The sequence below is a fragment of the Burkholderia sp. MSMB1459WGS genome, assembly GCF_001534535.1.
Classification (GTDB): Bacteria; Pseudomonadota; Gammaproteobacteria; order Burkholderiales; family Burkholderiaceae; genus Burkholderia.
Map to the genome: position 1 here is coordinate 1 of NZ_LPMU01000005.1, position 20,611 is coordinate 20,611.

The following is a 20,611-nucleotide window of genomic DNA, read 5'->3' on the forward strand; positions in this document are numbered from 1 at the left end:
CGGTCGCGAACCTGAAGCTGCTGCGCGACGAAGGCATCGTCGAGCGCGTGAAGACCGACATCGGACCGTATTTCCAGGCGCTGATGCGCGAAACCTTCGCGCGTCATCCGATCGTCGGCGAAGTGCACGGCCACGGGATGGTCGCGAGCCTGCAACTGGCCGAAGCGCCGGCCGAACGCCGCCGCTTCGCGAACGGCGGCGACGTCGGCACGATCTGCCGCGACTTCTGCTTCAACGGCAACCTGATCATGCGCGCGACCGGCGACCGGATGCTGCTGTCGCCGCCGCTCGTGATCTCGCGCCAGGAAATCGATGAACTCGTGTCGAAGGCGAAGAAGGCCGTCGATGCAACCGCCCAGCAACTGGGTATTTCGTAACGGCCTTGCCTACGGGCGTGCGGCGGGCGCCGCACGCCGCCACAACCAGGGGAACTCCACCATGCGTGCCTGTATTCTTCGCCAAGCCTGCTCCGTCGCCGCCCTCGCCGCCGCGGCCGCGCTCACGTCAGTCGCCAGCCCGTCGGCGCATGCCGACGAGCTGAACGTCTACAACTGGTCCGACTACATCGCGCCGGACACGATCCCGAACTTCCAGAAGCAGACGGGCATTCACGTCAAGTACGACAACTACGACAGCGACGACACGCTTCAGGCGAAACTGCTGGCCGGCAGCTCCGGCTACGACATCGTCGTGCCGACGTCGAACTACATGGCCAAGCAGATCCAGGCCGGCGTGTACCAGAAGCTCGACAAGTCGAAGATTCCGAACCTCGCGAACCTCGACCCGCTGCTGATGAAGATGATCGCCGACGCCGATCCTGGCAACCAGTACGGCGTACCCTGGGCGTACGGCACGGACGGCATCGGCTACAACGCCCAGGCGGTGAAGAAGGTGCTCGGCGACAAGGCGCCCGTCGACAGCTGGGCGCTGGTGTTCGATCCGGCCAACATGGAGAAGCTGAAGAGCTGCGGCGTGTCGTTCCTCGACCAGGCCGTCGACGTGTTCGCCGCCACGCTGCAATACATGGGCAAGGATCCGAACAGCAAGAGCCCGGGCGATTACCAGGCAGCTTTCGAAGTCCTGAAGAAAGTCCGCCCGTACATCACCCAGTTCAACTCGTCCGGCTACATCAACGACCTCGCGAACAACGACGTGTGCGTCGTGCTCGGCTGGTCCGGCGACGTCGGCATCGCACACCGTCGTTCGGCCGAAGCGAAGCGCTCGTACGACATCAAGTTCGCGAACCCGAAGGAAGGCGGGCTGCTGTGGTTCGACGTGATGGTGATCCCGAAGGATGCGCCGCACCCGGAAGCCGCGATGAAGTGGATCAACTACGTGTCCGATCCGAAGGTCAACGCGGCGATCACCAACACGGTGTTCTACCCGACCGCGAACAAGGCCGCGCATCAATTCGTCACGCCGGCCGTCGCGCAGGACCCGACCGTCTACCCGCCCGAAGACGTGCTGAAGAAGATGGTGCTGATGAAGCCGATGCCGGCCGACATCCTGCGCCTCGAGAACCGTCTGTGGGCTCAGTTGAAGACGGGCCACTGATCGCCGTGCATCGCGGCGGCGCAGGCATCGCGGTACGCCTGCCCGCCTGACATTCGCGGACCTCCGTCCGCCCGCGCGCCGCGCGCGCTGTTCCATCCGGCACGAGCCGTCGTCCGCGAGTCGCGTTGCGCGTCTCGCGCGGGGACGCTCACGCCTGCAATCCGTGAAGAACGAATGGTGACTCCCATGCAATCGATACCCTCTTCCGCTGCCGCACGACAGATCCAACCGGCCACAGCGCCCCGTACGCAAAACGACGCGTTCGTGCGCATCGAAAACGTCGTGAAGAAATTCGGCGACAGCACGGCCGTCGACAACGTGAACCTGACGATCGCGAAGAACGAGCTGTTCGCGCTGCTCGGCAGCTCGGGCTGCGGCAAGTCCACGCTGCTGCGCATGCTTGCCGGGCTGGAAACGGCCACCTCCGGCAAGATCTTCGTCGACGGCGAGGATCTCGCGTCGCTGCCGCCGTACCGCCGCCCCGTCAACATGATGTTCCAGTCGTACGCGCTGTTCCCGCACATGACGGTCGAATCGAACGTCGCATTCGGGCTGAAGCAGGAAGGCACGCCGAAGCACGAGATCAGGGAGCGCGTGGCCGACGCGCTCGCGCTCGTGCAGATGAGCAAATACGCGAAGCGCAAGCCGCATCAGCTCTCGGGCGGCCAGCAGCAGCGCGTCGCGCTGGCCCGCTCGCTCGTGAAGCGCCCGAAGCTGCTGCTGCTCGACGAGCCGATGTCCGCGCTCGACAAGAAGATTCGCCAGAGGACCCAGCTCGAACTCGTGAACATCATCGAGAAGGTCGACGTGACCTGCGTGATGGTCACGCACGACCAGGAAGAGGCGATGACGATGGCGAGCCGCCTCGCGGTAATGAGCGAAGGCAAGATCGTGCAGATCGGCTCGCCCGGCGAAGTCTACGAATACCCGAACAGCCGCTTCTCGGCCGAATTCATCGGCTCGACCAACCTGTTCGAGGGCCGCGTCGTCGAGGACGAGCCCGATCACATCTTCGTCGAAAGCGACGACCTCGAAGCCCGCATGTACGTGAGCCACGGCGTGACCGGCCCGCTCGGGATGCCGGTCGGCATCTCGGTGCGCCCGGAGCGCGTGCACGTGTCGCGCGAGAAGCCGGGCTCGAAGCACAACTGGGCGCGCGGCGTCGTCACCGACATCGCGTACATGGGCAGCTATTCGCTGTACCACGTGCGTCTGCCGAGCGGCAAGACGGTGGTGTCGAACCTGTCGAGCTCGCACCTGATGAACGACGGCGCGCCGGCATGGAACGACGACGTGTTCGTGTCGTGGTCGCCGGCCAGCGGCGTCGTGCTGACGCAGTGAGGACGCCGCGATGAGAACCTCCGCTTCCACGCCTTCCGCGCCGGTGTCGACCGGGGCGCCCGCCGCCACGCCGGCTTCCCGGCGCGGCAACCGCTTCGCCGCGCTGTCGCGCTTCCTGCCGTCGGGCCGCAGCGTCGCGATCGGTGTGCCGTTCCTGTGGCTCGCCGTATTCTTCGCGCTGCCGTTCGTGCTGGTGCTGAAGATCAGCTTCGCCGACCAGGTGATGGGCATCCCGCCGTACACGTCGCTCGTCGAGATCAAGGACGGCGTCGTGCACTTCGCGCTGCAACTGTCGCACTACGCGTTCCTGCTGCAGGACGACCTGTACATCGCGACCTATCTCAGCTCGCTGAAGATGGCCGCCGTGTCGACGGTGCTGTGCCTGCTGATCGGCTATCCGATGGCGTACTACATCGCGCGTTCGGAGCCGAACCGCCGCAACGTGCTGATGATGGCCGTGATGCTGCCGTTCTGGACGTCGTTCCTGATCCGCGTGTACGCATGGATCGGCATCCTGAAGGACGACGGCCTCCTGAACCACACGCTGATCGCGCTCGGCATCATCCACACGCCGCTGCGGCTCTATCACAGCGATGCGGGCGTCTACATCGGGATGGTCTATTCGTACCTGCCGTTCATGGTGATGCCGCTCTATGCGCACCTCGTGAAGATGGACCTGACGCTGCTCGAAGCCGCGTACGACCTGGGTGCCAAGCCGTGGGTCGCGTTCACGCGCATCACGCTGCCGCTGTCGAAGAACGGGATCATCGCCGGCAGCCTGCTGGTGTTCATCCCGGCGGTGGGCGAGTACGTGATCCCGGAGCTGCTCGGCGGCGCCGACACGCTGATGATCGGCCGCGTGATGTGGGATGAATTCTTCAACAACATGGACTGGCCGATGGCGTCCGCGGTGACGGTCGCAATGGTGCTGTTGCTGCTGGTGCCGATGGCGCTGTTCCAGTACTACCAGGTCAAGGAACTGGAGGACGCGAAATGATCAAGCCGAGCAAACCGCTGTCGACGGGCGTTCTCGCCTTCGGCTTCCTGTTTCTGTACATCCCGATCGTCAGCCTCGTCGTGTACTCGTTCAACGAGTCGAAGCTGGTGACGGTGTGGTCGGGCTTCTCGCTGAAGTGGTACGCGGCGCTGCTGGACGACGACGAGCTGCTGACCGCCGCCTGGCTGTCGCTGAAGATCGGCCTGTTGACGGCCACCGCGTCGGTCGTGATCGGCACGTGGGCGGGCTTCGTGCTCGCGCGCTTCGGCCGCTTCAAGGGCTTCACGCTGTACACGGGGATGATCAACGCGCCACTGGTGATTCCGGAGGTGATCCAGGGGATCTCGCTGCTCTTGCTGTTCGTCGCGCTGGAACAGATGTTCGGTTGGCCGAAGGGGCGCGGGATGGCGACGATCTGGATCGGCCACGTGATGCTGTGCGTGTCGTACGTGGCGATCATCGTGCAGTCGCGCGTGAAGGAGATGAACAAGTCGCTCGAGGAGGCCGCGCTCGACCTGGGCGCGACGCCGCTGAAGGTGTTCTTCGTGGTGACGCTGCCGCTGATCTCGCAGGCGCTGCTGTCGGGGTGGCTGCTGTCGTTCACGCTGTCGATCGACGATCTGGTGCTGTCGGCGTTCCTGTCCGGGCCGGGGTCGACGACGCTGCCGCTGGTGGTGTTCTCGCGCGTACGGCTGGGGCTGAACCCGGAGATGAATGCGCTGGCGACGCTGTTCATCACCGCCGTGACGATCGGCGTGATCGTCGTGAACCGGACGATGATCGCGCGCGAGCGGCGCCGGATGGCCGACTTGAAGGCGGCGTTTGCGGCGGCGTGACGGGCCGCCTCCGCTTCGAAGACAACAAGCACTGCAGACAAGCATGACGCGCGGCCTCAGGGGGGCGCGCGATTCTATCCCGATTTGACAGGCGCACGACTAGGAGAATCCGCAATGAAGAAGAAACTGATCTGCCTGCTGGTGGCCGGCGCGTTGCCGGGCATCGCGCTGGCCGGTTCCACCTCCGCCGAAATCAAGGCGCTGCAGGCGCAGGTCGCGGCACTGCAGAAACAGATGAAGGCCATGCAGGCGCAACTCGCCGCGAAGCCGGGCGGCACGGCGGTCGCGACGCCCGGCGCGAGCGGCGGCATGGCCGGCGGCGGCGCCGTCGCGGTCGCCGCCGACCCGGGTTCGCCGGATTACGGCAAGGCACGCGCGACGCTGACCAACGACGAGGTCAGCGAAATGAAGCAGCAGATCGCGAACCAGCAACTGAAGGTCGACTCACTGACCGACGCGGCCACCACGGGCCCGCTCGCCGGCCTGTCGGTCACCGGCTACATCGATCCGACCTACATCTACAACCGCGCGGCCGGCACGTCGTCGTTCCTGTTCGCGAACCACGAGAACGCGTACAACTATTTCAACAGCACGTTCGGCGATCTCTACCTCGACATCAAGAAGACGTTCGGCGTCGGCCCGATGGCGCCGTCGGCCGAAATCACGTTGATGCCGAACCGCGGCAACGGCATCACGCTGCTACAGAACTCGCGCGGCTCGATCACCGACAACCTGCTGAACACGGCGGTCGTCAACGTGCCGATCACCGCGGAAACGACGCTGGTCGCCGGCCTGATCCCGAGCTTCGGCGGCTACGAAGTGCAGCAGTCGAACCAGATGCTCACGCTCACGCACAACCTGCTGTACGATTTCTCCGATCCGGGCAGCTACGTCGGTGTCGGCGCGAACTACACGAAGGGCAACTGGGCGTGGAAGTTCTTCCTCGGCAACGAGCAGTACCGCACGTACGGTTCGGTCACGCAGACGGGCACCAATGCGCTCGGCGACCCGATCACCACCAGCAACAAGGTGCCGACCTTCACCGCGCGTGCGGACTACACGTGGTCGAGCGCGCTCGATCTCGGCGGCTCGTTCAACATCGGCCGCCAGACGCTGTCGAGCGCGATCGACGAGAACGGCGTCGTCCACTACGGCCCGGGCGGCGCGGCGCCGAGCGGCTACGGCTCGTTCTTCTTCGGCGAACTCGATGCGACCTACACGCTCGCCGACGTGCAGTACAACGCCGAAGTCGACTACGGCCGGCAGCAGCATGCGGCGTTCAACGGCGGGCTCGCGCAGTGGTACGGGCTGTCGCTGCTCGCGCACCGCAAGTTCAACGCGCCGGTGGTCGGCCGCATGGGCGTGACGCTGCGCTACGACCTGCTCGCGAACTCGAAGAACGGCGGCGGCGGCGGCGGCATCGCGCTGAACGGCAACGGGATGGACCCGAGCAACGGCTTCGGCGTCGATGCGGACTGCCTCGCGATGTCGAAGGCCGGCGGCGGCCTGGGCTTCGAGTGCAAGGGCGCGGTGCGCCAGGACGTCGCGCTCGACCTGCTGTTCTATCCGACCCAGCAGATCACCGTGAAGGTCGAATACCGGCACGACTGGGCGAACAACAAGGTGTTCCTGCGCAACGACGGCTCGTACGGCAAGTCCAACGATCTGCTCGCGACGCAGTTCATCTATTCGTTCTGATGCAGGACGCGCGGGGCGCCGTGCCGCACGCACGGCGTCCCGCGCCGTATTGCGAATGGCTGCGCGCCGTTGCAGCCTTGTCGAGGGAGTCGGTTTCATGACGCAGTCTTTCACCCGCCGCGCCGATGCGCTCGCGCGCGACTCGTACTACGAAGCCACGGCCACGCGGCCCGTCGCCGACGATCCGATGCTCGACGCGGCGATCGACGTCGACGTCTGCGTGATCGGCGCCGGCTTCGCGGGCCTGTCGACGGCGCTCGACTGTCGCGCGCACGGGCTGTCCGTCGCCGTGCTCGATGCACACCGGCCCGGCTGGGGCGCATCGGGCCGCAACGGCGGCCAGGCGATCACCGGCTTCGCGAAAGACGAGGTGATCGAGAAACAGCTCGGCGCCGACGGCGCGCGCGCCGCGTGGTCGCTGTCGCTCGACGGCGTCGCGCTGATCGCCGAGCGCATCGCGCGCTACGGGATCGATTGCGACTTCACGCGCGGCTACCTGACGGTGGCGACGAAGCCGCGCCGCATCGACGATCTGCGCGCATGGATGAACGCCGCGACGTCGCGCTGGGGCCATCCGTCGCTCGCGTGGCTCGATACCGGCGAGATCCAGGCGCGCATTGCATCGACGCGGTACCTGGCCGGCGTGCACGATCCGCTGTCGGGCCATCTGCATCCGCTCAAGTACTGCCTCGGCCTCGCGGATGCCGCGCGCCGCGAAGGCGTCGCGCTGTACGCGCACACGCCGGCACTCGACGTCGTGCGCGGCGCGCGGCCCGTCGTGCGCACGCCGTCGGGCGAAGTGCGCTGCCGTTTCGTCGTGTCGTGCTGCAACGCCGGGCCCGGCGGCGTGCTGCCCGCCGCGACCGCCGCACGCATCGCGCCGATCGCGTCGTACATCATCGCGACCGAGCCGCTCGGCCGCGCGCGCGCCGACGCGCTGATCGCGCGGCGCGAGGCCGTGTGCGACAACAACTTCTTTCTCGACTACTTCCGGCTGTCGGCCGACCACCGGATGCTGTTCGGCGGCCGCGCGAATTCGGCCGGCGCGTCGCCCGCCGCGCTCGCCGAAGCGATCCGGCAGCGCATGGTCGGCGTGTTCCCGCAGCTCGGCGACGTGCGCGTCGAGCACGCGTGGGGCGGCTTCGTCGACGTCACGCGCAACCGCGCGCCGGACTTCGGCGCGATCGATCCGAACTTCTTCTACGTCCAGGGTTTCAGCGGACACGGCGTCGCGCTCACGGGAATCGCCGGGCGCGCGGTCGCCGGCGCAATCGCGGGTGACACGCGCGCGTTCGACCTGTTCGCCCGCTTGCGCCATCGGCGCTTTCCCGGCAGCGACGCATGGCGGCAACCCGCACTCGAACTCGGGATGCTGTACCACCGCGTGCGCGAGCTGTTCTGAACCCTCTTGATACGTGTTCCCCATGCAGACATTCGCCAACCAGCCGCACGTCGCGTCGTACTACGCGGCGACCGCCAACGACACGACCCGCCACGCACCGCTCGCCGGCACGACCGACGCCGACGTGTGTGTGATCGGTGCGGGCCTCACGGGCCTGTCCGCCGCGCTCAATCTCGCCGAGCGCGGCCATTCGGTGGTCGTGCTCGAAGCGTCGCGCGTCGGCTGGGCGGCGAGCGGCCGCAACGGCGGCCAGTTGATCGGCGGCTTCGCGTGCGACATCGACACGTTTGCGCAGTTCATGCCGGAAGCCGACGTGAAGCGGATCTGGGACATGGGGCTCGAAACGCTGTCGCTCGTGAAGTCGCGCATCGCGCAACACCACATCGACTGCGCGCTGGTGCCCGGCTACCTGACCGCGGCCAACACCGAACGCGACGCCGATGCGCTGAAACGGTGGCGCGACGAAGCCGCGAAGCGCTTCGGCTACGACCGCTTCCACTTCGTCGAAGCCGACGAACTCGGCGACTACGTGCAGTCGGCCCGCTATTGCGGCGGCCTGTACGACCCCGACAGCGGCCACCTCCATCCGCTCAACTACACGCTCGGCCTCGCGCGGGCGGCCACCGCTGCCGGCGTGCGCATCCACGAGGACAGTTGCGTGACGCGCGTGCGCGACGTGTCCGGCGGCCACGTCGTCGAGACGAGCGGCGGCAACGTGCGGGCGCGCTTCGTGGTGCTCGCCTGCAACACCTACGTCGGCACGCTCGCGCCTGCGCTGGCGAGGAAGATCATGCCGGTCGGCACCTACGTGATCGCCACCGAGCCGCTCGGCGAAGCGCGCGCCGCCGCGCTGATGCCCGCGCGCGCGGCGATCTGCGACAGCCGCTTCGTGCTCGACTATTTCCGGCCGGCGCCCGACACGCGGCTCGTCTGGGGCGGCAAGGTCAGCTATTCGACGCGCGAGCCGCGCGACCTCGCGGCGGCGATGCGCGCCGACATGCTGAAGACGTTCCCGCAGCTCGCGGACGTGAAGGTCGACTATGCGTGGGGCGGCTTCGTCGACATCACGATGAACCGCGCGCCGCATTTCGGCCGCATCGCGCCGACGACGTACTTCGCGCAGGGGTTTTCGGGGCACGGCGTGAACACGACCGCGCTCGCGGGCAAGCTCATCGCCGAGGCGATCGACGGCCAGGCGAGCCGCTTCGACCTGTTCGACAGGATCCGGCATCGCGACTTCCCCGGCGGCGAGGCGCTGCGCACGCCGGCGCTGGTGCTCGCGATGAGCTGGTACCGGCTGCTGGACGCGTTCGGCGTGCATTGAGCGGCGCGCGGCATTGCCGCGCAGAAGCAAAACGGCCGCTCGTTTCGAGCGGCCGTCCGGACGACAGGCGTGGTGTGACGCCGCCGCGCGTCAGTCGGTACCGTACTTCGGCGAGCGCGGCCCGTACAGCAGCCCGTTCGGCGGCCCGGCCGACAGCAGCCGCGTGCTCGTCAGCCCGGCGACGTCATGCGCTTCGTCGGTCAGCGAATGCGCGACCTGCTTGACGGCCGCCTGCACGAGCGCCCCGACGATCCCGAACGTATTGACGCTCATGTTGTTGCCGACTTCCTTGCCGGTCGCCCGGCCCTCGCCCTGCCACAGCACGTCGCCGCTCTTCAGGTCGACGAGCTTTGCCGACGCGGAAACGATCGTCGTGCTGTCGATCAGTTGATAGACGGAGCCGTACTGCGTGACCTTCGAATACAGCGCGGCGTCCGCGCCGAAGATCTCGCGCAGTTTCGCCGGCGACGTAGCCTGGATGTCGGTCGCGTTCGTCAGGCCGTTCTGCTTGAACGTCTCGTCCATCACCGCAACGGGCACCACGTAGTAGCCGGACTCGGCGAGCGGCAGCGTCATCTGCGACAGCACGCCGTAAGTCGCGCCGACGTCGGTGGTTTCGTTGACCGGCGGCAGCACGAGGATAGAACGCGGCTGGCTCTTCTTGAACGCCGTGTAGTCGGGACGTTGTACCGGCTGCGCACACGCGCTCAGCAGCGCGGCGATCGACAGCACGGACAGGAGCTTGAATGAAAGTGTCTTGAACATGGCAGGCGTGTCACTGTTTGGCGGAATTCGAATCGGCATTCTTCTGACCGGCAACGGTCTGGCCGGCGGCGGCCGGATTCGCGGTTTTCGATGCACCGGCCTTCTTCTTCATCAGGAAATCCATAAACGCCGTGGATTCCGGGAACAGTTGCTTCTCGGCCTGCAGCTCCTGCTCGGCCTGCTGCTCGTTGCCGACGCTCGCATACAGCATCCCGAGATGCGCATGGAAACCCGGCGGCGGCGTATGGCCCTTCGCGCGGATCTCCTGCAGCGCTTTTTCGAGCGCATCGATCTGCTGCTGCGGCGCTTGCTGCCCCTTGAAGTATTCGTACACCTGCGGCTGATAGCCAGTCCACTGATACAGCGGCGGCGTGGTCGGCGCCGCGCAGCCCGCGAGCAGCAATGCAGCCGCCGTCGCCGGCAGCCAGATTCCCCGTTTCATGGTCTTGTCTCTTCTGGTGAGTGAAATGATTCGTACGTGTCGTATCGCGCGCGGCATTTACTGCGCCGCCTTCAGCGCGCCGGCGTCGACCTGGTCGACGAGATGGTTCACGGCCTCCTGGATCGCGAGGTCCAGCACCTTGCCGTTGAGCGTCGAGTCGTAGCCGGCCGTGCCGCCGAAGCCGATCACCTCGCGGTTCGACAGGCTGAACTCGCCTGCGCCCTGGCTCGATGCGATGACTTCCGACGTGGTCGTGTCGACGATGTTCAGGTTGACCTTCGCGTACGCGACCTGTGTCTTGCCGCGGCCAAGAATGCCGAACAATTGATGATCGCCGACGTCCTTGCGGCCGAACTCGGTCACGTCGCCCGTCACCACGTAGTTCGCGCCCTTCACGGCCTGCGCCTTCTTCATGAAGCCGGCTTCCTGCTTGATCTCGTCGAGGTTCTCGCGATCGAGCACGTTGAAGCGGCGGCTCTGCTGCAGGCGCGTGACGAGGATCGTCTTCGCCTGTCCGCCGAGGCGGTCGATGCCGTCGGAGAAGATGCCGCGCATGTAGCTCGAGCGGTTGTCGAACTTGCCGACGGCGATCGCGACGGGCTTGCCCGCGTACGGCTTCTGCGCGCTGCTGACGGCCGGCACGTCGAGCGTGCGCGACGATTCGGTCGCGCAGCCGGACAGCGCCGCGACGACCGCTGCCGCCACGAGGACGGTGCGTCGTGTCTGAATGTTCACTGCTGGTCTCCTTGCTGGAAAAGATGCCGCTGCGCGAGGCTCATGCACGCGCTCATCGCCGGTTCGGCGATCGCGGCAAGTCAGGGAAGGGGGCGCGCAACGGGTGCGTTACGGCAAAAGACGGTGGGGAATGCGATGCGCGCCTGGATCGCGCACACGAATGATTTCGTTATTCTGGTTACTGCACTGTTGATCGCGCATGGTCGGCCCCGTATATGATTTTTCGCGATCATATCAAGCCTGTTTATCAAGACGGAGTATCTTGATAATAATTGACGATTTTCGCACTTATATTAAATACGCCGCTTATTCGTGCGCGAAGCGTTGCACGCGTGGGCTCGCGCGGCACGCGACCGGTCTGCGCCGGTCTTCCGTGTCGATATCGCCGGATTGACGATCGATCCGGCGATATCGACACACGTCATTCGCGCCGTCGATCCGAACGGCCGATATCCCGACAATAAGCCGTCCGGCATTCCAGCCGCACACGCGCATACGGTTTCCGCTAATCGGCCACTTTCTGTCGCATCGTCACGAATTCCTCGGCCGCGGTCGGATGAATGCCGATCGTGTCGTCGAACTGCGCCTTCGTCGCGCCCGCGCGGATCGCGATCGCGATGCCCTGGATGATCTCGCCCGCATCGCGGCCGACCATGTGCGCACCGACCACGCGCTGACTGTCGCGCGCGACGACGAGCTTCATCAGCGTGCGTTCGTCGCGGCCCGACAGCGTGTGGCGCAGCGCCTTGAACGACGTGCGGTAGATATCGACGTCGCCATGCGCGTGCCGCGCATCGGCTTCGCTCAGGCCGACCGTCGCGACCTCCGGCTGGCTGAACACGGCCGACGGCACGTACGCGTGATCGACCGCGACGCGCGATCCGCCGAACAGCGTGCGCGCGAGCAGCCCGGCGTCGCGCGTCGCGACCGGCGTGAGCTGCGGCCGCGACGTGACGTCGCCGATCGCGTGGATCGACGGCACCGACGTCGCCGAATACGCATCGACGGCAATCGCGCCGCGCGCATCGAGCAGGATGCCCGCCTGCTCGAGCCCGAGCCCGTCGACGTTCGGCACGCGGCCCGTCGCATAGAGCACCTGATCGTACGGCCCGTGCCGCACGTCGCCGACGTGCACGAACAGCGTGCCGTCGCTCGCGCGCTCGATCGATCCGATCACCGCGCGCGCATGAATCGCGACGCCCTGCTTCGTCATCTCGTCGGTCAGGAACCGGCGCACGTCGTCGTCGAAACCGCGCAGGATTTGGTCGCCGCGATAGAACACGTCGACGTGGCTGCCGAAGCCGTTGAAGATGCCCGCGAACTCGACCGCGATATAGCCGCCGCCGACCACCGCGATACGCCTGGGCAGCGCCGCGAGCGACAACGCCTCGCGCGACGTGATCGCATGCTCGATGCCGGGCCGCGGCGGCAGCGACGGCCGCGAGCCGGTCGCGATCGCGATGTGGCGCGCGCGGAACGTGCGTGCGCCGATCGCGACCGTGTGCGCGTCGACGAGCGTCGCGCGGCCGGCGTGCATCTCGACGCCCGATTGCAGCAGCAGGTTGATGTAGATGTCGCTCAGCCGGTTGATCTCGCGATCCTTCGCGGCGATCAGCGCCGGCCAGTCGAGCGTGCCGGCGCCGAAGGTCCAGCCGAAGCCCTTCGCGTCGTCGACTTCGTGCGGGTAGTGCGATGCGTAGACCAGCAGTTTCTTCGGGATGCAGCCGCGCAGCACGCAGGTGCCGCCGATCTGCTCTTCTTCCGCGATGCCGACGCGTGCGCCGTACGACGCGGACATGCGCGCGAGCCTCACGCCGCCCGAGCCGGCGCCGATGACGAACAGGTCGTAGTCGAAATCCATCGCATCCCCTCATCGCAGTTCGAATGGAGGCACGATAGCAAGATTCGGGAATTCGTGCGGCGCATGGCTCGCGTCGCGCGCCCAATAAAAAACGGCGAGAGACGACGCCTCTCGCCGGTCAAACCGGCCGGCGGTTGTGCCATGCGTCACCGATCGACCGCATGCCCGACCTGCCGATTGCGCGGCACCGGTCGACCCGAGCGCGCGAAGGGCGCACCCGCGGCCGGACCGGCCGCCATGCTCATGCCTGCGACGTGTCGCTGCCGTCCGTCGCCTGCGTATCGTCCGCTGCCTGTTCGGGCTTCTCTTCCTTCTTCTCGAGCATGCCTTCGATCGCCTCGGCGCCCTTGAAACCCGCGACGGCCGCGGCCGCCTTGGTCAGCAGGCCCGCGTCCGGATCCAGCTTTTCCGCGCCTTCGACGGCGGCGATCGCGCCGGCGATTTCACCCACGGTGTTCAGGATACCCATCGTCATCCCCTTTCAAGAAAATCGTGAGCGCATCGTCCCACGAAAGAAACCGGCGGACCGCGTTTGTCATCGCCGGATACACAAGTTACGCACCAGGCCGGCAGCGCGCGCCGAGCGCCATCGGAACGACGCACGCGCACGCCAGACGGCATGCCACGAGCGATGCACGCAGCGTAGCGGAAAGCATGCGCGCGCACTGTAAAAGTATGTTCTGGATTGCCGACGGATCGCTTACGGTGCGGGACTTCCGCAATGGAGCGCCTGCCGAATAGTCGGGTGCGCGTATGAAGGTCGCGGGACGAAAAAAAAGAGGCTCCTCGCGGAGCCTCTTCGATGCGCGCCGGACGAAGCCGGCGCATGCGTTCCGGCGTTCGTCAGAAGATATTGCGCAGGCCGATCGCGATGCCCGTCTGGTTGCTGCGGCCGGGCAGCTCCACGTTCGCCGCGCCGTTCGTCTTGTTGAAGTCGACGGTGCCGTAGATCTCGGTGCGCTTGCTCAGCGCGTACTCGGCGATGCCGACGATCGCATAGCGGTTGCCGCTCGCGAGCGTGCCGTTCGTGGTCATCGCGTTGCGCATGTGGTCGTAGTAGAACGCGCCCGTCAGCGTCAGCGGCGCGCTGACCTGCCAGCTCACGCCCGCGAACGGGCCGTCGTCGATGCGACCCGTGCCCTTCGCGACCGGAATCGTCTGCTGCGCGAGCAGGCTGTCGACGAAGCCCGTATCGTCCTTCGAGCGCAGGTAGCCCGCGTAGATCTTCGCCTTGCTGAACGCGTACACGACGTTCGCGTGGTAGATCGTCTGCTTGCGCGCCGAGTTGTCGCTGTTCTGCTGCGCGCCGGCCGCGATGCTGAGCGGGCCCATCACGTACGACAGCGACACGCCCCACGCATTGCCCTTGCCGAGCGAGCCCGGGATCTGGCCCGAGAAGCCGCCCGCGCCGGTCGATTCGTAGTTGGTGCCGGTCGAGTACATCGCCTTCGCCGTCAGACCCTCGAACTTGCCCGTGTACTTGATCTGGTTGTCCGCATACAGGCCGGCGCCGAGTGCGACCGGCAGCCATGCGTTTTCGAGGTAGTTGCCGACGGTGAGCGGATCGTAGGTATCCGACAGCAGGTCGAACAGCGGCGTCTTCTGGCGGCCGAGGGTCACCGTGCCGTACGGGCTCTGCAGGCCGACGTACGCCGCGCGGTTGAACAGGCGGCCGCTGTCGGCGAACGCGCCGTTCTGCAGGTTCACGCCGCTCTCGAGGTTGAACACGGCCTTCAGGCCGCCGCCGAGGTCTTCCGTGCCGTAGATGCCGAAACGGCTGTTCGTGATCGCGCCGTTGGTCATCGACAGCAGGCCGTCGTTCTTCGCGTTGGCGTTGGTCAGGTAACGGATGCTGGCGTCGGCGACGCCCCAGAGCGTGACCGAGCTTTGTGCCGATGCGTACTGGCTGGCGAAGGCCAGCGCCGCGCCCCCTGCGATGACTGCGAGTCGGGTGGTCTGCTTCATGAGCTTTCCTTTTTTAGGTGTCTCCATTCATGACCGGCCGCGTGCGCAGCCGGGTGGCGATCGCGAACGTTCATGGCGGGCGCGATGTGGGCTGAATCATAAGACGAGTGCGAACGCTGAAAGAAATTGAAATACGCGGCAATCGCACGATTGTCGTCCGGGAACAACGTTTCCCGCGCCAGGTCTCGTTCGCCCGGCGGCGGGACGGGGCGCGGCGGCGCCGGCGGGCACGCGCGGCGCTGTAAGGTTCGATGGTGCGGCGCGCTCACGCGGATCGTGGCGAAATGGTCGGTGTGGTCGGTGTGGTCGGTGCGCTCGGTGCGCTCGGTGCGCTCGGTGCGCTCGGTGCGCTCGGTGCGCTCGGTGCGCTCGGTGCGCTCGGTGCGCTCGGTGCGGCGGCCTGCGGCCAGCCGCTTGCCACGCCTGCCCTGCCCTGCCGTCAGACCGTTTGCGTCGCCCCGTCGCTGCCGTTGCCCGCGCCGCCGTTGCCGCCCGCGTCGCCTGCACCGCCGTTCCCCGCGCGACGCCATGCACGTCGCACGATCTCCGCGAATGCACCGACGAGCAGCAGCACGGCGCCCCACAGCGCGATGTCCGGCGCGAGCCGCGTCACGAGCCCGCCGACCACGGCGCCGGCCAGGAAACAGAAGCTGATCGTCGCGAGCAGCGCCGAATCGTGCAGCGCCCCCGCGTCGTAACGCGGAATCAGCCCGACGAACAGCTTCTGCGCGGCACGCCGCAGGTTGCCGGTCGTCATCACCGACGTGTACGACAGTTCCTCGAGATGGGTAAACGACAGCGTCTGCAGCGTCGCGACGAACGAGATGCCCGGAATCAGCCATGCGCTCGACACGCCGACGAGGCCGCTCGCGGCGACCCCGAGAAACGCGATTTCGACGATCAGGCTCGCGAACGCCGTATGCCGCATCCAGCCGCGCTGCGCGGCGAGGCCGAGCAGGTGCGCGACAAACACCGCGATCACGAAGCCGACGAGCGGCGGCACGTGATGCAGCGCGGCGGCCCATTCGCCGGCCGACAGGTTGATGCCGAGCAGCGCGACGTTGCCGGTCATCGTGTTCGCGAACACGTGGCCGTGGCCGACGTACGTATACGCGTCGAGATAGCCGCCGGACAGCGTCAGCAATGCGGCGACAGTGAGATTGCGGCTGGCGCCGTCGAGATCCATCGATCCTCCGTGGTGGGCGCCGCCCGGCCGCGCGCGGCGGGCGGTGCGAATGTCGGCCGTGCCGGCAGGTGCGCCACCGGCACTGCGCGGCCCGGCTTCGCCGCATGCCGCGCGTCAATATAATGTTTGCCGTCGGGGGACGGGCGAGCGCCGCGCATCGCAGCCGGCCGAAGCGTGCCGACCGCGCGATTTCCGCCGCCGCAAGACCGGCCGAGTATACCGGGCCGACCGGCGCCGGCTGCGCCACGCGCGCCGCGCCGCCTTTCTTCAACGGGCCTTCGAATGACACCCGCGAAGTTCTTCCTGCGCTACACGGTCATCCCGTTCGCCGCGATCGTGCTGGTGGCCGTCTGGACGTTCAACCGCGAATCGGGCGAGATCGATGCGCGCCAGTATGCGGCGCTGGTGGCCGCGTATCCGTCGTTCACGCCGAAGCTGAAGCACGAGGTGGCCGACGCGTTGCGCGGCGGCAGGCTTGCGAAGGCCGATTACGGCACGATCATGCGCGACGCGCTCGACGCGGGGTTCGTGGTCGACTGGCCGGCCCCGACGGACGACGTCGGCAGCGAACGCGGCCGACTGCTCGGCCTCGTGAATCGTGACCTGCCCGCATCGCGGTAGCCTGCGGCCACAGCGGGTTGCGGGTTGCGGGCTGCGGGTTGCGGGTTGCGGGCTGCGGGCTGCGGGTTGCGGGTTGCGGGCTACGGGCTACGGGCTACGGGCTACGGGCTACGGGCTGCGACACGATAAGCCGCTCACTGCCCGATGCCCGTGAGCCCGATCAGCGCGCCGCCCGCGAGCAGCCACAGCGGATGGATGCGCGTGCGCCATGCCAGCACCGCGCACGCGGCCGTGACGCCCCACTGGATCGCGGTGCGGTTCGACGCCTCGGAAATCAGCACCGCGCTCGCCGCGACGAGCCCGGCCGTCACCGGCATCATCCCCTGCTGCACGTAGCGGCGCCACGGCCGGTCGCGAAAGCGCTCCCACGCATGCAGCACGAGCACGGTGACGATCGACGACGGCCCGAACTTCGCGAGCGACGCGACGAGCAGCCCGGCCCAGCCGGCCACGTGCCAGCCGACCAGCGACACGATCATCATGTTCGGCCCCGGCGCCGCCTGGGCCAGCGCGAACAGCGCGGTGAACTCGTGCGCGCTCATCCAGTGATGCACGTCGACGACCTGCCGCTGCATCTCCGGCAGGATCGTGTTGCCGCCGCCGAACGCGAGCAGCGACAACTGGCTGAAGATCGTCGCGATGGCGATCAGCGTGTCGCTCATGGCCGGCCCTTCCGTTGCGAGTCGGGCGAGTCGGACGTGCCGGGCGCGGCGGCCGGCGCCGGCCGCGGCGTGCCCGCGTCGCGGCGGCGCGACGCGAGCCAGATGCTGACGGGCGTCAACACGAGCATCGTGGTCAGCAGCGGCATGCGCAGCACCGCGATCGCGACGAACGCAACGACCGCAATCGCAGCGGCCGTGCGCGGCTCCCGGAGCAGCGGCTTCGCCACCTTCACGGCCATCGCGACGAGCAGGCCGGCCGCCGCGGCGGCGAGCCCCGCGAACAGGTGCTGCACGCGCGGATCGCTCTGGGTCTTCGCGTACAGCACGCCGAGCGCGACGACGACGAGCGTCGGGCCCGCGATCAGCCCGAGAATGCCGGCGAACGCGCCGGCGACGCCGCGAAAGCGCATGCCGACGGCGACCGACAGATTGATCACGTTGCCGCCGGGGAGGAACTGGCACAGGCCGAGCAGATCGGTGAATTCGTCGGCGGAGAGCCACTTGCGCTCGTCGACGATCGTGCGCCGCGCGAACGGCAACGCGCCGCCGAACGACATCAGGCCGAGCGACAGGAAACCTGTGAACAGCTCGGCGAGGCCGACGCCGCGCGAAGATGCGGCAGGCGGCGGGGAGGCAGGCGGCAAAGCGGATTGCATGGGGCTCCTCATCAAACGATGAATCGAGGTTACCGCCGTTCGGGATTCCGGCAAAACGATTTTATCGGCGCGCCCTTGTGATCTAGAATCACAAGCATGGCACGCGATCTCCCGCCCTTTTCCGCGCTTCGGGCCTTTGAAGCCGCGGCACGACATGAAAGCTTCAGCGCCGCCGGCGACGAGCTGCATGTGACTCACGGTGCCATCAGCCGGCAGATTGCCGGGTTCGAGGCGTGGCTCGGCAAGCCGGTGTTCCACCGCTACGGCAAGCGCGTGAAGCTCACCGACGAAGGCCGCCGCTACCTGGACACCGTGCGCGCGGCGTTCGACAGCATCGCGCACGCGACCGAGCAATTGCGCAACACCGGCGCGGCGCGCGTGCTGCGCATCAACGCGCTGCCGACCTTCGCGATGAAATGGCTGCTGCCGCGGCTGTCGCGGTTCCAGCGCGACGTGCCGAACGTCGAGCTGAAGCTGTCGACGTCGAACGCGCCGCTCGACACGCTGAACGGCTTCGACGTCGCGATCCGCCGCGGCCCCGGCCACTGGCCGAACTGCACGAGCGGCCACTTCCTCGACGAAAGCGTGATTCCGGTGTGCAGCCCGGCACTGCTCAAGCGCGCGCCGATCAGCCGCGCGGACGATCTCGCGCGGCACGTGCTGCTGCATTCGGATACGCGGCCGGAAGGCTGGCGCGACTGGTTCGCGGCGGCCGGCGTCGCGATGAAGGGGCGCAAGCGGCAGTCGTTCGACCACTTCTACCTGGCGCTGCAGGCGGCCGTCGACGGGCTCGGCGTCGCGCTCGGCCCGTTGCCGCTGATCGACGACGAGCTCGCGAGCGGGCGCCTGGTGATGCCGCTCGACGGGCCACGCATCGCGACGCGCAGCTACTGGTGGATCACGCCGGGCGCGCCGGCCGACGATCCGCTCGTCGCGCAATTCTGTGCGTGGCTGCAGGGGCAGTCGAATACCGGCGCATGAAGGCGCGCGGGCGGGCGGCATTGCACCGCCCGCTGTCGAATCACACCACCGGCCCCGGTTCCTTTTCCTTGCGCAGGATCGCGTACAGGATGATCGCGCCGAAGGTCGCGGTGCCGATCCCGCCGAGCCCGAAGCCGCCGATCTTCAGCGAGAAGTCGCCGGCGCCGAGCACCAGCGTGACGGCCGCGACGATCAGGTTGCGGTTGTCGGAGAAGTCGACCTTGTTGACGACCCAGATCCGCGCGCCCGTCACCGCGATCAGCCCGAACACGACGATCGACACGCCGCCGAGCACGGGGCCGGGAATCGTCTGGATCACCGCGCCGAACTTCGGCGAGAAGCCGAGCCCGATCGCGATCAGCGCGGCGAGCGCGAACACCAGCGTCGAATAGATCCGCGTGACGGCCATCACGCCGATGTTCTCCGCGTACGTGGTCACGCCCGTGCCGCCGACGCTGCCCGACACGATCGTCGCGAGCCCGTCGCCGATGAACGCGCGGCCGACGTAGCGGTCGAGGTTGGTGCCCGTCATCGCGCTGACGGCCTTGATGTGGCCGAGGTTCTCCGCGACCAGGATCACCGCGATCGGCGCGAGCATCAGCATCGCGTGCGGATCGAACACCGGCGCGCGGAAGCTCGGCACGCCGAACCACGCGGCCTGCGCGACGATCGCGAAATCGATCGGCTTGCCGAGGCCCATCCCGTTGGTCGCGATCGCGTAGATCACGTAGGCGATCGCGAGCCCGACCAGGATCAGCAGGCGTTGCATCATCCCGCGCGCGAACACCGCGACGCCGCCGACGCACAGCACCGTGACGAGCGCCATCACCGATTCGAAGGTCGAGCCCGACACGCCCTTGACCGCGATCGGCGCGAGGTTCAGCCCGATCACCGCAACCACCGCGCCGGTCACGACGGGCGGCATCAGCGTCTCGATCCAGCGCGTGCCGATCGCCTGCACCAGCGCGCCGAGCGCGACGTACACGACGCCGCACGCGACGATCCCGCCGAGCGCGACCGGAATGTTCGGGTTCGGCCCGCTGCCGCCGTAGCCCGTCACCGCGATCACGAGGCCGATGAACGCGAAGCTCGAGCCGAGATAGCTCGGCACGCGGCCGCCCACCAGCACGAAGAACAGCAGCGTGCCGATGCCCGACATGAAGATGCACAGGTTCGGGTCGAAGCCCATCAGCAGCGGCGCGAGCACGGTCGAGCCGAACATCGCGACGACGTGCTGCACGCCCATCGCGACCATCTGCGGCCACGCGAGGCGCTCGTCGGGGCCGACCACGCGCGAGGCCGCGCCGGTCGGTCGGACCCGCCAGCGCGGGAAATAGGAATCGGACATGGGGAAAGCGCTCCTGTCGGTCGTCGGTCGCCGGCTGCCAGGGATGCGCCGGTCTGGAATCTGGCGCGAGTTTACGGAGCGGAAATGGGGCTGGCAAGCGAACCGGTACGCGGAATCGGCAAGCGGTGCAGCAAGGTGCGCAAACGTCCGGCCGCGCGAGAGAACCGGCGCGCGACCGCGCGGCCCGGCGAAGTGCCCGCCCGGGCGCGATGCGCGCGGGGCGGCCAGCGCCGGCTG

General features: G+C 67.5%; 20 protein-coding genes and 1 pseudogene. 10 read left to right on the forward strand and 11 right to left on the reverse strand.

The genetic code is table 11. The features are described 5' to 3' along the window. The 8 genes and pseudogenes from WT97_RS01635 to WT97_RS01670 all read left to right on the forward strand — a co-directional run. Positions 1 to 377, forward strand: a pseudogene (locus WT97_RS01635) (aspartate aminotransferase family protein); the annotation flags it as partial. Positions 378 to 438: 61 nt separating this feature from the next. Beyond that, the gene (locus tag WT97_RS01640; RefSeq protein WP_060352699.1) at positions 439 to 1,554 is read left to right on the forward strand and encodes a polyamine ABC transporter substrate-binding protein; all 1,116 of its coding nucleotides are present in this window, start codon (positions 439 to 441) and stop codon (positions 1,552 to 1,554) included. 186 nt (positions 1,555 to 1,740) lie between these two features. After that, positions 1,741 to 2,895 (forward strand): ABC transporter ATP-binding protein, encoded by a 1,155-nt coding sequence (locus WT97_RS01645; protein WP_060352700.1) that lies wholly within the window; start codon positions 1,741 to 1,743, stop codon positions 2,893 to 2,895. A gap of 10 nt (positions 2,896 to 2,905) precedes the next feature. After that, entirely contained in the window at positions 2,906 to 3,892 is a 987-nt protein-coding gene (locus WT97_RS01650) for an ABC transporter permease subunit (protein ID WP_060352701.1), read from the forward strand. Next, on the forward strand, positions 3,889 to 4,728 hold the full coding sequence (locus WT97_RS01655) for an ABC transporter permease subunit (protein ID WP_034208583.1): 840 nt from the start codon (positions 3,889 to 3,891) through the stop codon (positions 4,726 to 4,728). The genes WT97_RS01650 and WT97_RS01655 overlap by 4 nt, the downstream gene beginning before the upstream one ends. A gap of 114 nt (positions 4,729 to 4,842) precedes the next feature. After that, the gene (locus tag WT97_RS01660; protein ID WP_059790981.1) at positions 4,843 to 6,426 is read left to right on the forward strand and encodes a DUF3138 family protein; all 1,584 of its coding nucleotides are present in this window, start codon (positions 4,843 to 4,845) and stop codon (positions 6,424 to 6,426) included. Between the two features lie 97 nt (positions 6,427 to 6,523). Further along, positions 6,524 to 7,828 carry an FAD-binding oxidoreductase gene (locus WT97_RS01665; RefSeq protein ID WP_060352702.1) on the forward strand — a complete coding sequence of 435 codons (1,305 nt, stop codon included), beginning with the start codon at positions 6,524 to 6,526 and terminating at the stop codon, positions 7,826 to 7,828. A 22-nt stretch (positions 7,829 to 7,850) separates the two neighbouring features. Then, positions 7,851 to 9,152 (forward strand): FAD-binding oxidoreductase, encoded by a 1,302-nt coding sequence (locus WT97_RS01670; RefSeq protein ID WP_060352703.1) that lies wholly within the window; start codon positions 7,851 to 7,853, stop codon positions 9,150 to 9,152. A gap of 90 nt (positions 9,153 to 9,242) precedes the next feature. Here WT97_RS01670 and WT97_RS01675 read toward each other — a convergent pair whose 3' ends face one another. The 8 genes from WT97_RS01675 to WT97_RS01705 form a co-directional block, all read right to left on the reverse strand. Beyond that, positions 9,243 to 9,917 carry a DUF799 domain-containing protein gene (locus WT97_RS01675; protein ID WP_059500654.1) on the reverse strand — a complete coding sequence of 225 codons (675 nt, stop codon included), beginning with the start codon at positions 9,915 to 9,917 and terminating at the stop codon, positions 9,243 to 9,245. A 10-nt stretch (positions 9,918 to 9,927) separates the two neighbouring features. Then, entirely contained in the window at positions 9,928 to 10,359 is a 432-nt protein-coding gene (locus WT97_RS01680; RefSeq protein ID WP_059500653.1) for a DUF4810 domain-containing protein, read from the reverse strand. A gap of 57 nt (positions 10,360 to 10,416) precedes the next feature. Then, a complete protein-coding gene (locus WT97_RS01685) occupies positions 10,417 to 11,088 on the reverse strand; it encodes a CsgG/HfaB family protein (protein WP_208449968.1) in 672 nt (223 codons plus the stop codon). A gap of 511 nt (positions 11,089 to 11,599) precedes the next feature. Further along, positions 11,600 to 12,955 carry a glutathione-disulfide reductase gene (gene gor, locus WT97_RS01690; RefSeq protein ID WP_060352704.1) on the reverse strand — a complete coding sequence of 452 codons (1,356 nt, stop codon included), beginning with the start codon at positions 12,953 to 12,955 and terminating at the stop codon, positions 11,600 to 11,602. Between the two features lie 241 nt (positions 12,956 to 13,196). Continuing rightward, positions 13,197 to 13,424 (reverse strand): hypothetical protein, encoded by a 228-nt coding sequence (locus tag WT97_RS01695; RefSeq protein WP_034208778.1) that lies wholly within the window; start codon positions 13,422 to 13,424, stop codon positions 13,197 to 13,199. A gap of 374 nt (positions 13,425 to 13,798) precedes the next feature. Then, entirely contained in the window at positions 13,799 to 14,920 is a 1,122-nt protein-coding gene (locus tag WT97_RS01700) for a porin (RefSeq protein WP_059790990.1), read from the reverse strand. After that, positions 14,917 to 15,450 carry a hypothetical protein gene (locus WT97_RS34470; RefSeq protein WP_179949740.1) on the reverse strand — a complete coding sequence of 178 codons (534 nt, stop codon included), beginning with the start codon at positions 15,448 to 15,450 and terminating at the stop codon, positions 14,917 to 14,919. Before WT97_RS34470 ends, WT97_RS01700 begins: the two co-directional genes overlap by 4 nt. Continuing rightward, complete coding sequence (locus tag WT97_RS01705) at positions 15,360 to 16,106, reverse strand: YoaK family protein (protein WP_059500648.1); 747 nt, start codon at positions 16,104 to 16,106, stop codon at positions 15,360 to 15,362. The genes WT97_RS34470 and WT97_RS01705 overlap by 91 nt, the downstream gene beginning before the upstream one ends. A 282-nt stretch (positions 16,107 to 16,388) precedes the next feature. Here WT97_RS01705 and WT97_RS01710 point away from each other — a divergent pair, with 282 nt between their 5' ends. Next, a complete protein-coding gene (locus WT97_RS01710) occupies positions 16,389 to 16,727 on the forward strand; it encodes a hypothetical protein (protein ID WP_059790991.1) in 339 nt (112 codons plus the stop codon). A gap of 134 nt (positions 16,728 to 16,861) precedes the next feature. On the opposite strand, the gene WT97_RS01715 is transcribed toward WT97_RS01710, so the two are convergent. Then, positions 16,862 to 17,389 (reverse strand): chromate transporter, encoded by a 528-nt coding sequence (locus WT97_RS01715; protein WP_060352705.1) that lies wholly within the window; start codon positions 17,387 to 17,389, stop codon positions 16,862 to 16,864. After that, positions 17,386 to 18,033, reverse strand: coding sequence for a chromate transporter (locus WT97_RS01720; RefSeq protein WP_373558386.1), 648 nt, complete (start codon positions 18,031 to 18,033; stop codon positions 17,386 to 17,388). The genes WT97_RS01715 and WT97_RS01720 overlap by 4 nt, the downstream gene beginning before the upstream one ends. A 108-nt stretch (positions 18,034 to 18,141) precedes the next feature. On the opposite strand from WT97_RS01720, the gene WT97_RS01725 reads away from it, so the two are divergent. Further along, the gene (locus WT97_RS01725; protein ID WP_059790997.1) at positions 18,142 to 19,026 is read left to right on the forward strand and encodes a transcriptional regulator GcvA; all 885 of its coding nucleotides are present in this window, start codon (positions 18,142 to 18,144) and stop codon (positions 19,024 to 19,026) included. A 40-nt stretch (positions 19,027 to 19,066) separates the two neighbouring features. Here the strand turns inward: WT97_RS01725 and WT97_RS01730 are convergent, their stop codons facing one another. Next, positions 19,067 to 20,374, reverse strand: a complete 1,308-nt coding sequence (locus WT97_RS01730; protein ID WP_059500644.1) for a solute carrier family 23 protein — start codon at positions 20,372 to 20,374, stop codon at positions 19,067 to 19,069. Positions 20,375 to 20,611: the final 237 nt, after the last annotated feature.